The sequence below is a fragment of the Lamprocystis purpurea DSM 4197 genome, from assembly GCF_000379525.1.
In the GTDB taxonomy this organism is placed as follows: domain Bacteria; phylum Pseudomonadota; class Gammaproteobacteria; order Chromatiales; family Chromatiaceae; genus Thiodictyon; species Thiodictyon purpureum.
This window is the reverse complement of record NZ_KB902365.1, coordinates 1-12321: the sequence shown is the minus strand read 5'-3', so window position 1 is coordinate 12321 and position 12321 is coordinate 1. Positions and strand designations below refer to the sequence as shown.

The window sequence follows — 12321 nt, the reverse complement described above, 5'->3', positions numbered from 1 at the left end:
CTGACGTCCACGCTTGGTTTCAAACAGCGTCCCGGCCTGCTCCAGGATCTCCTTTTTCCACTGCCCCACCTGGACCGGATGGACTCCATGCTCCTGTCCGATCTCGTTCGTCGTTTTGACCCCGCGGATCGCCTCCAGGCCGACTTTGGCCTTGAAGGATGCCGTGTACGTCTTGCGCTTCGCTTCGCCCATTATGATATGCCCCTTTTGGTTCGACGCGAGCTTAAATTACTGTCCGGTTTTCAGGGTCCACTATAGCGCCATAAGTGCCCGAAACGACCAACGAAACGCCGAAGCGACTAGAGAGAAAGGCGTACAAATACCCCGGCGGGATACAGGATACATCGGGAACAACGCGCAAGACATCCTCTGAGCAGGCCAAACCGGCCATATCGAGCCGCCGCCCGCCCTCTTCCAGCCAACTCGACCGCACCACCCGGGCGTTCTTGAAACTCGCGAAGCTCATGCCGCCACCCCCGCCGGGAACCAGGCGCGAAGCTGCGCGGCCAGCCGCTGAAACTCGGTATCGGTGCAGGCATTGATCCGTATGGCCGCCGCAATCCGCTGGTAGACCGCCGACGACTTTTTCACCCTGTTCTCCTTCTGGACCTGCTGAAACACATCCTTCCGGCACCAGCGTTTTAAGTCGGTGAGTGCAGTCATGGAAACCAGACCTGGAGTTGCTGCCGCAGTGACTGGAATTCGGCATCCCGGCAATTGGTTACCGACACGTTGGCCGCGATCTTGCGATACAGAGAGGACGAGCGGTTACCGCGCAACTGTCGCACGACGCACTTCTCAAACGCTGCCTTCGGATCGGTCGGCTTATCCTGGCCAGCCGGCCAATCACCCGTCTGTGCGAGAAAGGCGCGCAGACTCGGCGGTCTGGTGTATTTGAGGGCAGACTCGACATGAATATTGTCTTGCCATATCCACTGCTCCAGTTCAGGATCGATGACGAGCACGATGAATTTGGCTCTGTTGCCAACCGGCGGACAGCAACTGCTGCGCGATCTCTTTGCGGATCTGGGTCTGTCCGGGCGAACCGCCGAAATCCCTGTCAAGCGCGACGACCAGCTTGTGATGGGTCTTCAAATACCCTTTGCAAAGGGAGCCCGCGTGACGCCACAGCCCGCCGTCCGTCTTACCTTTTGCCCGTGCGATATCCAAGAGAGGGTCAAATTGAAAGGCCCCGCAGCCGATGCTGCGATGAAAATGCGGCCGATTGAGAAACCCTGTGAACGTCTCCGCCATGTTCTGGTCTGCCACATAGAAAATGCAGTCGCGCATCTAGTTGAGTACCTCAGCGGCAAGCAGCACACCCAGGTCTGGATCGATGTCCTTTCGCCACTCAGCAAGCCGTGGATGATCTTTCCCACAGATCAATTCAACCGCGCCGCTGGGCGTGAGCCGCGCACAAATCAGATCTTCGAGTTCGATGCTGCCGAGGAGGACCGGCGAGTGTGATGATATCCATATCTGGGATTCGGGCATGGATGACAGTGATTCCAGCACCGTCTCGATCGCTCGGGGATGGATGCCGTTCTCCGGCTCTTCCGTGACGAGCAGTTTCGGTGGATTGTGCAGGTAGGGCAGCAAGGTCAAGGTCAGGATGCGCAGGGTGCCATCCGAGAGTCCGCTGGAGGTGACGCTGTAGCCGCTGACATAGCGAATAATGAAATAGGCGTGATGGTCTTCCTCACGTTCCTTGATCTCGATGTCTGCCACAGGCACCAGTGCGGTCTTGACATGATCCACCCAATCCGAGTAGTCCTGACTGCGATAGGCTGCGCGCTCGGCCGCGCTGGCTCCATCCGGCAGCCCGGCCAGTTTCAGATCGAGCGCCAGCCACGGCAGATTGAGTGCCGAAGGAATGACGCCCTTTTCCAGCCCGGGAGGACTCGGCGCACGGAGCCGGTCCCACTGCGGATCGAGAAAGACACTCCGTGCGGTCAAAAGGCCATAGAGCCAATAGGCGGCCGGATAGCTATCCGGGCTGTACTTGACCGCCGGCATGGCGAGCAGGCTCGGTTTGACGCGAGTCGTCAGCGAACCCGGTTGGGTGTCGGTCTCGGTCTCGGTCTCGGTCTCGAAGACGGCCGGGCCACCGGCTTCACGACGCAGGATGAAATGCCAGTCGGTCTGGCCGGCGCTCGATTCACCGAGAAGGCCATCAACGGATTGGTCCGGCCGCCCTTGCGCGGGGAAGACGAAGAGATATTCATTCCGGACCTGGAGGTCACGCTCGTTGACGACCTCGAGGCGCAATTCGTAGCGGATATGCGTCGGCCAGCGTGCCGGGGTGGCGCGTAGTGCATCCGCCTCGCCCTTGGAATTGGTGCGCACGGCCAGTGATTCAATCCACTGATCGCGGATCGCGTCGGGCAGCTTGGCCTCCAGGGCAATCGCGCAGTCGTCACCCCGCCCGGCATAGATCAGCTCGCGCAGGGTTGCGGCCCGGGCGGGCTTGTCGCCGCGCTTGACCAGAAAGATGAGGGCGATCGTATCGGCACGCAGCAGTTCCCCGACCAGGAAGGGCAAGTCGAGCAGCGTGCTCTTGCCTGCGCCGTTGGCGCCGACGATGACCTGAAAATCCGTCAAGTCGATGGCCAGGCGTTCAAAGCAGCGGTAGCGGATCGCTTCAAGGCGCGTGATCATTTGCCGGGCTCCGGGTGCTTGGTGCGGAACTCGGCGTAGGCCCGGGCGATCTCGGGCAAGTCGTCATCGAGAATGCGGGTCTTACGGTGCAGGGTGCGCACGTGAAGACGACCACCGATGCGCACCTTTTCCTCAAAGGTCGCGTCGACGAGGATTTCGTCCCCATCCGGTTGGCGCTTGTAGAGCGTATTGCCCCGGCGGTCGAAGCCAACCTTTTCCGCCACGGCCATGAAGACGGGGTAATCCTGCTTGTTGCCCAGGTCTTCAGCCTGAATGACCTCGATCGGCTTCTTCTTGAGGAAGAGCAGGCTGGTCAAGATGTTGACATTGGCCTCGACGATGAAGCATTCCACCGGCAGATCGATGCTGGCCAGGACCCAGCAGTGGCGCAGGATCCAGTAACGGATATATTCGTCGCCGGGGTTGCCGAGTATGCCGTCCGGCAGGACGATCCCCAATCGGCCTTTGGGCTTGAGCCATTGGATACAGCGCTCGATGAACAAGACCTCGGGCGAGACCGCGGGCTTCAGTGCTTGCGTCATCACAAAACCCTCACCCTGGCGCTCCCAACGCCTAGCCAGCTCATACTGCTCCAGGATAGTCCTCTCGGTGATAGGAATGTCGGAGCCGAAGGGCGGATTGGTCATGATGAGATCGATCGACCCAAGCGGGATTTCATCCTTGGCCACCTTGACTCCGGGTAGATGACCGAGCGGGAACTCCAGCGAATTCATGTGGTACAACTGGCCCAGCGCATTGCCCGCCATCATCACATTCATCTGCGCGGCCCGCACCAGGAAGGGGTCGAAGTCTGCACCGTAGAGCTTGTGCGTTGCGTAATTGGCCAGGCGATCCCGGATGGAGATGAATTCTTGCGTGTTCTCGTCACCAGCCTTCAGTTGTTTTTCGGCGTAAAACGTCCGGTTCAGGTGATTGAGCACTTCAACCAGGAAGCCACCGGTACCGCACGATGAGTCGAGTACCGTCTCGGTTTCCTGCGGTGCCAGGATTTGCACCACCAGGCGAATCGCGCCGCGTGGGGTGAAGTATTGACCCCGATCACCGCGCAGGTTGTTGCCGACAATCTCCTGATAGGCCGCGCCCTTGGCGTCGACCTCGGTTCGCGCGAAGTCGTAGCGTGAGAGTTCCGAGACGATGAAGGCCAGGGCTCGATCGGACAGCGTGATCTCTTCGTTTCCCTTGAACAATTCAGGATAGGCGCGCTTGACCTCTTCGAACAGCGGTGCGATACGCCGACGGATCTCCTTTTGCCCCGCGGGGTCGAACGGCTCATCAGCCCCGGCCCAGAAGACGCGCTGTTCGCCGCGGCGGCGTTCGTCGTACATCTTACAGAAGATGAGATAGAGGAACTGCCAGAAGGCGGCATCCTTGGGCATGCCTTCGTTGCCGTGGATATAGTTGTGGCAGCGACGGAAGGCGGTGCGCAGCATCGCGGGGTCGGCAGGGCGCATCCGCGCAAGCGAGGCAGCCTCGCGCGTACCGATGGTGTCGTCACCCATGGGCCAGTCGCCAATGGGCTTGAACCAGATATCGAAGCGGGTGACTTCCTTCTGGAAGAAGAAGAATTCCAGCCCGTTGGTCCAGAGGCCATAGTTGCAGCTTGCGACCTCGGACATCACGGCATCCAGCACCGCGAACTCCTTGCTCGCCTCGTCCGGGTCGCGCATCCGGTAGGCACCCTTGGTGCCGACCTTGAGCTCCTTCTCGACGATCACGGCGCGGTAGAGATTCTCCGCGGTGTGTTCAGTCCCCGGCCGGAAGACGGCGATGTCCAGCTTGCGGTTCTTGCCCGAGACTTTAACCTTGAAGTCGGGCTCCATGTCCTCGGCCGCGATGCCGTACTCATGGATGATGGCGCGGGCGATGCGCTGACGTACCTGCTCCTTGTCGTTGTCTTTGACCGCCCTCCCGGTGATGTAGTCGAAGAGCTTGCCCTCATCAAGGGCACGCTCCGGCGCCTGATCTTCAGGATCGGCGTCGTCCGCGTTTTGGTCCTGTCTGGTGGCTGCCTTAGCCATTGCGCGTCCCCTTGTCGTCAAAGTCATCACTACCGGAGGCGGGTCCGCCCTCGCGCACCCAGACGTCCATGCCCTCCTTTTTGAACTACCAGAACCGCCCGACCTTGTGTCCAGGCATCCCTTGGTCGTCACCCAGGTGCACACAGTGTCTGTTGAAGTTCCCAAGTCCGCGGCGATTTCGTCGACGGAAAGCCAGCGATCTTCCCCAGCCTGGCCCAAAAAAGGAAGGTGCCGCCGGGGTACGCAGAGACAGTCAGCATACCCCATCGGTCACTCGACGCGGACAGGTTTTGTTCTGGTTGGGTGGGTTGCGGGAGGTTCGGATCACCGCCCAGGACCAGCGTTTGACTGTTAAGAGGCGCGAAGAAGGGACTTCGCCGGCGAAAGAGTCCAAGGTTTTCAGAAGGATCGGCTGAGCCAGATCCTTGCATCTCGCCGCCTGACTCAGGTGCAATTGGCGTCGATGGTCGGCGTGTCGCCGGCCACCATTAGCAAGTGGCGTGCAGGCACCCAGTCACCCGAACGCGAGGCCCTTGAACGGCTAGCGGGCGTGGTGCATCCGACATCGAGACGCTGGCTGGTCTTGCGGAAGGGTACTTTCAAGGCAGGAATAATGTCGTGCAATTCGCTCGGCTGCGAACACTTCCGGCAAGCACCGAGGATCGGACGGCTCAAGGCAGTACGGTCGTAGTGCCTTTCCGGAGCCCACACAAAACTTGACGCAGTTTGGAGTTTGTTATGGCGAAGAACACGAAGCAGACGTCCCCGCGCATCGCCACATTGGCGGCAGAGACGTTGCAGAATAGTCGGTCATCGAAGGTCTTGGGGGGCGAGACCTATTGGGCGATTCTGGAGGCTGTTACTCCGATCGCCCCCAAGTAGGTTTGCAGTTCTGCCAGAACTGCGCGGCTCGCTAACCCATGGGCGCGATAGGCCGCTCGGATGATGGCCCGCTGCGGATCGCCCAGGTAGTCAACGAACGCCAACAGCGTCGCTTGCCGGTCGTCTGCGGACAGATGATCCAGATATTGAACACACCACACTCCTTTCCGGTCCCGCGGCGCTTTCGGAGGTCTTGCAGGGGGGCGATCGCTGACCGGTTCGGCCGTTTCGGGAATGTCACTGGCGATGGACGTCACACCGACCCAGTTCTCGGCAATCGCTTTATAGGCGACCGCAGTCTTGCTCCGGACTGGTCGCCCTTGCGCTCTTAACTCCGTCAGCCAACTGTCCGCTGCTGCCAGCGCCGAGAGAATCGATGCAGCACTGTTCTGTCTCATCAGATCTAGCGCGCGCGCTTCCGGAACAGCATATTCTGCTAGCCGTAATCGCACTGTCAGATTGTCTTTTGGCAGGCTTTCATCTTCGCCTTATTGTTGCCTCTGGGTCATAGCGGCTGCTGGACGCTCACCCTCGTTCGCGGCGTCAGCCGGCCCGCTCGACATCAGTCGCTCCCCATCCGTCATTGCGTTCGCGTGATCTCCAATGCTCCCCTTTTGTACCACTGAGAATCGGATAGCGACGACTTCACCCTTGTCTCTCCGCTGTACCTCCGCAACAATCTCGATATCCGACGTGTCGTTGATACTTGACACTGCGGGCCTGATTATCTTTTCCGACAGCCTCCGGAAATCCTGATAATATTTATTCTTGTTGAGCCCCATAATCGCCATCAATGACGAGACCGAAATCCATGGTGTGGCTTTGTCTTCAAGGTAATATCGCGTATGCTCATACAATGCTAGCGCATGAATCGACCGGAAAGCCAATTGTCGCTTGAGCGCGATTTCCGCCACTCTGACGTTGTTTTGAACACGCACCTGGAATTCGGGAGTGAAGCTGTAGTAGACGATATCGTCCGCGCGATTGATGCGAACCCAGGATACGATAGTCATTCCTTCCCACTCTTCTACGCCGCCGTCTTCCCCCAGAACATCCCATTCGACCAGGATCTGCATCATCGCTTCGATGTCAGGTATTATTGTGCGGAGATTGGGAGAGGCGCGACTATCGCCGGTCATAGCCCAGGCCAGCGCATTAAGGCTGACCTGATGACGGGTACGCTGCGGCATATGCGGTAGCGCCATATACAGCAATAGGTTGAGTGCTCGGCGCTGCGATAACTTGATAACAATCGCTCCTTCGTGAACCTAGCCGAACGCGTTGGTCGCTCAGCCTCCATGGCTATTGCGAGTCCTGTATCCACGCCCTACCCCGCCCCGCCCTGACTCGTGGGCATCACCACCAGTCGCGACGGCGCGACGCGAAACGCACGCGCCAGGTCGAACAGCCGCTCCAGGGACGGACACCGCTCCCCCCGCTCGATCGCGGAGATGTAGCCCTGACGCAGACCGGCTTTCTGGCCAAGCGTCACCTGGCTCCACCCGAGGGCCTGACGGAGTTCGCGAATATTGGCGCCGACAATCACACCCGCGCCCTGGTCACTGAGGTTCTCGGTGATCATCCGCTACACCATGTTCTTGTAGCTGACCGTGTTGGTTGCCTGACGCCTTGAAAACATAGATAATCTAAACTACTCTCAGAGATAACACGAGGCTTGACGCTGGCTTTGTCACTCCGCACGTTCCCGCACGGACCGTTTTCGTTCATGCTATGCCTATGAACGAGACCAACGTTGTGGTGTTGAACGGTGCCCGGTTGAAGCAGGCACGCAAAGCCGCGGGCTTGAACCAGACCGAGCTGGCCCACCGGTGCGGGGTGGTCCAATCCCACATCAGCGGCATGGAACGTGGCGTGCGCGCGCCGTCGATCGAGATGCTCGACACCTTGACGCAAGCACTGGGTGTCAGTGCCCATTGGCTGATGGGAGGCGAAAGCGACGAAACGCTGGCGAGCACGGAGATCAGCCGTGAGCACATCCTGGCAGATCGCAAGACATCGGTCGGTCTCGCGAGCCTGGCCGGCGACGCGTTTCTTTGCGAACGCTTGAACATCCGCCCGATCGAGTGGCGCGCGCTGCGCTCGTTGCAGCCGCCGAACGGGCTGACCAGGGAGGGGTATTTGGTGGTGTTGCTCGCGTTACGTGGGCATCGGACCACGTGACGGATTCGTGACGCACGCGAGTCCGAGCCTGTCCGGTGCTGTCCTTTCATGTCACGCACCGGTGGGGCCGAATGCGCTAGTTAATTGATTTGTAAGTTGCGTGCTCGCGGGCGTCGGATTCGCAATGCGGAGGTCAGGGGTTCGACCCCCTCTGCTCCACCAATTTAATCAGGCAGTTAGTCAGCATTATTCACTCCAGTTCGCGATATCGTGTGACCGGATTGTGACCAGGCATCGTCGAGACGAGCCAGCGTCGCCCGAGTGTTCTCCGGCGCCAAACAGGCTCGATCGCCCGCCGGATCGGCGCATCCCAGGCCGGGAGGCTGGGGATCCACGCCTCCAAGGCCTGGTCGTACTCGGACAGGAAGCGCTGGGTCTGCGCATCAAACGCGGCTTTCACCGTCGCCAGGGTGTCCGCCAAGGACTCGGCTTGGCCGTTGGGCAGGGCCTCGCTATTGTCGAACCTTGAGCACCGCCATCATGCCCCCGCCCCCGCTGGACCTTGCTCCTTCTCCAGGATCTCCAGATAACGCTCCAGGCTCTCGATCAGTCGCGCCGTCATGAAGGCCTGCCAGGGAGCGGTGTCCCCGCTGACATGACGGGTTTCCAGCGCGTCCACATAGTCCGGCCGCTGTTCCGGCGCAATCACCATGGGTGGGAATCCGGCCTGCAACAGGATCAAATTCATCAAGAGGCGTGCGGTACGTCCATTGCCGTCGGTGAACGGATGGATGGCGACCAGTCGATAGTGAGCCTCACCGGCCGTTGCCGGATCCATCGGCGCCGCCGCCAGCCAGCGGGCGAAATCGCCCATCAGCGCCGGCACCTCGGCCGGCGATGGGAGCACCGCCAGGGAGCCGGTGATCATGCGCTGGCGCTGACTGTAGCGGCCCGCCTCGTCCCGGTCGCTGCGTCCGAGCACCAAGGCGTGAATCTGGCGGATGTCGTACTCCACGATCGGCGCCCCGCGTTGCGCCAGTTCCCGCACCAAGCGCCAGGCGTCCTGGTGATCGATCGCCTCAAGATGGTCCTTGAGCGGCTTGCCCCGGACCGTGATCCCCTGCCCCAGCACCAGTGCCGTCTCCTGGCGCGTCAGGGTATTGCCTTCGAGCGCGTTCGAGGTGTAGGTCAGCTCCACCTCATACCACGCCTCCAGCGACTCCAAGGCCCCCTTGGATAAGGGGCGCAAGGCGTCCAGGCGCCGCTTCAGCATAGAGATTCGGTCGCTATCCGTCATAACTCGATGCGTCCCGTTGATTCATCGCCAGGAAAAAGATGCGCCATCACTGAGCCCTCTTGGCTTGCTGGAGCCGGGCTTGGTTGATCAGCGCACGCGTCCCGGAGTAGGACTCCTCGCAAAAGGTGATAAAGGGGCCTTCCAGGCTCCGCCTCGGCCAGACACCGCCCGGTGGGCTCAATTGACCGGCGGCGAGCGGATAGTCCGCCAGGGTGTCGATATAGCGCTTGCGGCTCTGCACAGCGATCACCACCGGCAGGTGGCCCGAACGCAGCATCGGCACATTGGAGAGCAACCGCGCCATGCGCCCATTGCCGTCCCAGAACGGATGTATATGCACGAAACCCAGGTGCAGGTGCGCATAGGCCGCGATGGCATCGGCCTCGCTCAGGTTCCCCTGGGACAAGCAATTCAGCTCAGCAAGCCAAAGGGTCATCAGTGCCGACACGTCCCGCGGGGCGGCGTACTCGATGAAGGTCTGACGCCCGTCCGCGGTCACCGCGTAGGTCCCGTTGGGCTCCCGCTTCCAGGCCCCGAAGGGTTTGAAAATGTCCAGGATCACCTCGGACTGAACGGCCCGGTGCAGGTCGAACAGTTGGTCCTGCGTGAACCCCGTATCCAGCCAGCGGTAGATCAACTCGATCGCGCGCGCGTGCCCCATCACCTCCTGATGGTCCTTCAGCGGTTTGCCCGAGACCGTGAGCCCTTCCTCGATGACGAACTTGATCTCGCCCAGCGTCAGGGTATTGCCCTCGATGGCCGTGGAGCCATGGGTCCACAGATCCCGGATTTGGGCCAGCAGGGCCGCGCGGATGTCCGGGTCCAGTCCGGCGAAGGCTTTCAGCTCGCTGATGTTCATACGCGATGATCGCTATTGAAAAGATCGTGCTCACCCTGCGGGGTGTCATCTGGCTCCCACGCTCCAACGTTGGAGCAAGTAGCGACGCGGAAGCCGTCGCGTCGCGCCACGGGCCGCTGGAGCGGCCGGACGGCATTCCCACGCTGGAGCGTGGGAACGAGAAGAAGGCGGCCTGCAACTTCGCAAGGTGTTCGTTGTAGTTTCGGGCCTCTTCGGGCCGCTCAGTTACCGCAGCATTTCTTGTACTTCTTGCCACTACCGCAAGGACAAGGCTCGTTGCGGCCCACCTTCGTAGCCGCCCGCGCCGGTGCCGGCACCTGGGGGACGACCGGGCGCCGGTCTGAGTTCTTGGGTATCCGCTGCGTTGGAGCCTGAAAGCAATACCAGCGCTCCAACTCCTCCACCGGGTGTCCGGGCAGCCTGACTTCATGCGATGGTTCGTAGGGCTTCGGGCGATTCCGGTGCTCCGCCATGACACGCTCGAAGCGCTCCGCACCCCCGTCAAGGGAGTCGTCCACCAGCTGGAGCTCGAAAGCTCGATCGATCAGTGGGACCAGTTCTTGAGCGTCGATGCGGGCGGCAAGCCAGACCAGGGTGGCCCAGACCCAAGCAGTCGCGTCCGAAGGCTCCTCCTCGGCCTCCGCCGCGTCCAGCCAGCGTGTCGCAAATCGACCCAAGCGATTCTGCAGCGCGTCACGATCAAGCTCCCCGATGGCGAAGAGGATCTCCAGCGCGCTAAGGGCCGCGGTTCGGACGTACTCGTTGAGCGTGGGGTCTTCGATCAGGCGCTCGATGCCGCGCGTGTCGCCGTGGCATACCGCAGCCAATTGGCACCCGAAGTTCTCGGCCACCGTGTCGCCGATAGCATCGAACAAGGTCTCGCCGGGCAAGGCACCCATCTGCACGAACAGCGGATAGGCCGCCGGCTCGCGGAAATAGGCCAGCAGGTAAATCGCGAAGTGGTGACGCCAATAGCCGTTGGTCGCGATGGCTGGCGCGAACTCGGCGTCAATCTGTCGGCGCAGTTCGTCGAGCAACAAGGGTGTAACCGCCTGCTGCTGCTCAACGGCCTCGATCAGTGCCGTACGGGGGAACCGGCCGGGGCCGGCGGTGGCGAGTGCCTCGAAAATCTCGTCGGGGGTCATGTGAGTTCTTGGGGGTTGAAGAGCGGACACAAGTGGCGATGATACAGGCTTCCCCCTCTGCCGAAAGCCCCGGAGCCGGCTCGATCGATTTCTCACCGATGACCAACACCCTTGTGTCCAGCCGTCTATCGCCCCTGGCCAGCCGCGTCGAGCCTTTCCACGTGATGCGCCTCCTGGGGCGCGCGGCCGAACTGGAGGCGCAGGGGCGTTCCATCGTCCACCTGGAGGTCGGCGAGCCCGATTTTCCCACCCCCGAACCCATCGTCGAGGCCGGCCGGCGCGCTCTGGCCGAGGGGCACACGCGCTACACGCCGGCCCGCGGACTCGCGGCGCTGCGCGAGGACCTCGCCGGCTATTACGCCGGACGCTACGGCGTGCAGGTCGAGCCGGCGTGCATCCTGGTCACCCCCGGTGCCTCGGGCGCCTTGCAACTGGTCTTTCAGGCGGTCCTGGAGCCGGGCGACCGGGTGCTTCTTTGCGATCCATCCTATCCCTGTTACCGCCAGGTGCTCCGACTGCTGAGCGTGGAGCCGGTCGCGGTCCCGGTCGGGCCGCAGACCAGCTATCAGCTGACCATCGACGTGGCCGCCGCAGCTTGGGTCCCGGGGGTGCGCGCGGTCGTCGTCGCCTCGCCGTCCAATCCCACCGGGTCATCGCTCGACCCCGCCGTCATGGCCGGTCTCCATGAACTCTGCCGGGCGCGTGGCGCGGCCTTCATCGTCGATGAGATTTACCAGGGCCTGACCTACGAGGCACCCGACCGGACCGCGCTGGCGCTCGGCTCGGAGGACCTTTATGTGATCAACAGCTTCTCGAAATACTTCGGGATGACGGGCTGGCGCCTGGGCTGGTTGGTCGGACCCGCCGACGCGGTGTCGGTGATGGATCGCATGGCTCAGAACCTCTTCCTCGCGGCCAATACGCCGGCGCAGTATGCTGCGCTGGCGGCCCTGGCGCCTGCCACCCGCCCCATCCTGGACGGGCGGGCACTGGCCTTCCGGCAGCGGCGCGACCGGCTGTTGCCCGCGCTGCGCGAACTCGGCTTCGGCATTCCGGTGGCCCCGACCGGCGCCTTCTATCTCTATGCCCGCCTGCCGGAGCGGGTGACGCTCGATTCCATGACCCTGGCCTCCCGTCTGCTCGAAGAGGCCGGGGTCGCCCTGACCCCCGGCCACGACTTCGGGTCCCACGCGGCCGATCGCCATGTCCGTTTCGCTTATACGCGCGAGGCGGCGGACCTCGACGAGGGCGTGCGGCGCATCGGCGATGCCCTGGCGCGACTGTGATCGGGATCCAGACAGACCTTTGTGTAGGGGCGGG

General features: G+C 61.9%; 17 protein-coding genes. 5 read left to right on the top strand and 12 right to left on the bottom strand.

From position 1 onward, the window contains the following. From A39O_RS0102960 to mads2, 6 genes are all read right to left on the bottom strand, one after another. Positions 1-192 (bottom strand): IS3 family transposase (locus A39O_RS0102960; RefSeq protein WP_020503230.1); only part of this gene is annotated, 192 nt, incomplete at its 3' end. Positions 193-462: 270 nt separating this feature from the next. Then, on the bottom strand, positions 463-663 hold the full coding sequence (locus A39O_RS0102955) for a hypothetical protein (protein WP_020503229.1): 201 nt from the start codon (positions 661-663) through the stop codon (positions 463-465). Continuing rightward, positions 660-965, bottom strand: a complete 306-nt coding sequence (locus tag A39O_RS0102950; RefSeq protein ID WP_026199118.1) for a hypothetical protein — start codon at positions 963-965, stop codon at positions 660-662. The genes A39O_RS0102955 and A39O_RS0102950 overlap by 4 nt, the downstream gene beginning before the upstream one ends. Further along, a complete protein-coding gene (locus A39O_RS0102945) occupies positions 946-1290 on the bottom strand; it encodes a hypothetical protein (protein WP_026199117.1) in 345 nt (114 codons plus the stop codon). Before A39O_RS0102945 ends, A39O_RS0102950 begins: the two co-directional genes overlap by 20 nt. Then, a complete protein-coding gene (mads3, locus tag A39O_RS0102940; RefSeq protein WP_020503228.1) occupies positions 1291-2658 on the bottom strand; it encodes a methylation-associated defense system AAA family ATPase MAD3 in 1368 nt (455 codons plus the stop codon). It abuts the gene before it with no gap. Further along, the gene (gene mads2, locus A39O_RS0102935) at positions 2655-4697 is read right to left on the bottom strand and encodes a methylation-associated defense system DNA methyltransferase MAD2 (RefSeq protein WP_020503227.1); all 2043 of its coding nucleotides are present in this window, start codon (positions 4695-4697) and stop codon (positions 2655-2657) included. Before mads2 ends, mads3 begins: the two co-directional genes overlap by 4 nt. 412 nt (positions 4698-5109) lie before the next feature. Here mads2 and A39O_RS43435 point away from each other — a divergent pair, with 412 nt between their 5' ends. Continuing rightward, complete coding sequence (locus A39O_RS43435; RefSeq protein ID WP_407635622.1) at positions 5110-5388, top strand: helix-turn-helix domain-containing protein; 279 nt, start codon at positions 5110-5112, stop codon at positions 5386-5388. 47 nt (positions 5389-5435) lie between these two features. Continuing rightward, positions 5436-5579, top strand: a complete 144-nt coding sequence (locus A39O_RS42035) for a hypothetical protein (RefSeq protein ID WP_157639585.1) — start codon at positions 5436-5438, stop codon at positions 5577-5579. Between the two features lie 488 nt (positions 5580-6067). Here the strand turns inward: A39O_RS42035 and A39O_RS0102920 are convergent, their stop codons facing one another. Together A39O_RS0102920 and A39O_RS0102915 are read right to left on the bottom strand one after the other, a co-directional pair. Next, positions 6068-6826, bottom strand: a complete 759-nt coding sequence (locus A39O_RS0102920) for a replication initiation protein (RefSeq protein WP_281170044.1) — start codon at positions 6824-6826, stop codon at positions 6068-6070. Between the two features lie 80 nt (positions 6827-6906). Next, entirely contained in the window at positions 6907-7161 is a 255-nt protein-coding gene (locus A39O_RS0102915; protein ID WP_020503224.1) for a helix-turn-helix domain-containing protein, read from the bottom strand. A gap of 155 nt (positions 7162-7316) precedes the next feature. Between A39O_RS0102915 and A39O_RS36135 the strand changes: the two genes are divergently transcribed. Continuing rightward, complete coding sequence (locus A39O_RS36135; RefSeq protein ID WP_020503223.1) at positions 7317-7760, top strand: helix-turn-helix domain-containing protein; 444 nt, start codon at positions 7317-7319, stop codon at positions 7758-7760. 190 nt (positions 7761-7950) lie between these two features. Here A39O_RS36135 and A39O_RS0102905 read toward each other — a convergent pair whose 3' ends face one another. From A39O_RS0102905 to A39O_RS0102895, 3 genes are read right to left on the bottom strand one after another with little or no spacing between them, the layout of a single operon-like run. After that, positions 7951-8205, bottom strand: a complete 255-nt coding sequence (locus A39O_RS0102905; RefSeq protein ID WP_083924475.1) for a DUF3150 domain-containing protein — start codon at positions 8203-8205, stop codon at positions 7951-7953. Between the two features lie 33 nt (positions 8206-8238). Next, positions 8239-8997: a Fic family protein gene (locus A39O_RS31720; RefSeq protein ID WP_040526966.1), complete on the bottom strand. Its 759-nt coding sequence runs from the start codon at positions 8995-8997 to the stop codon at positions 8239-8241. 46 nt (positions 8998-9043) lie between these two features. After that, the gene (locus tag A39O_RS0102895; RefSeq protein ID WP_020503220.1) at positions 9044-9856 is read right to left on the bottom strand and encodes a Fic family protein; all 813 of its coding nucleotides are present in this window, start codon (positions 9854-9856) and stop codon (positions 9044-9046) included. A gap of 5 nt (positions 9857-9861) precedes the next feature. On the opposite strand from A39O_RS0102895, the gene A39O_RS0102890 reads away from it, so the two are divergent. Beyond that, positions 9862-10056 carry a hypothetical protein gene (locus tag A39O_RS0102890; protein WP_020503219.1) on the top strand — a complete coding sequence of 65 codons (195 nt, stop codon included), beginning with the start codon at positions 9862-9864 and terminating at the stop codon, positions 10054-10056. A gap of 21 nt (positions 10057-10077) precedes the next feature. Here the strand turns inward: A39O_RS0102890 and A39O_RS42485 are convergent, their stop codons facing one another. Beyond that, entirely contained in the window at positions 10078-11001 is a 924-nt protein-coding gene (locus tag A39O_RS42485; RefSeq protein WP_020503218.1) for a DUF1186 domain-containing protein, read from the bottom strand. Positions 11002-11099: 98 nt separating this feature from the next. On the opposite strand from A39O_RS42485, the gene A39O_RS0102880 reads away from it, so the two are divergent. After that, positions 11100-12287, top strand: coding sequence for an aminotransferase class I/II-fold pyridoxal phosphate-dependent enzyme (locus A39O_RS0102880; RefSeq protein WP_020503217.1), 1188 nt, complete (start codon positions 11100-11102; stop codon positions 12285-12287). Positions 12288-12321 lie beyond the last annotated feature (34 nt).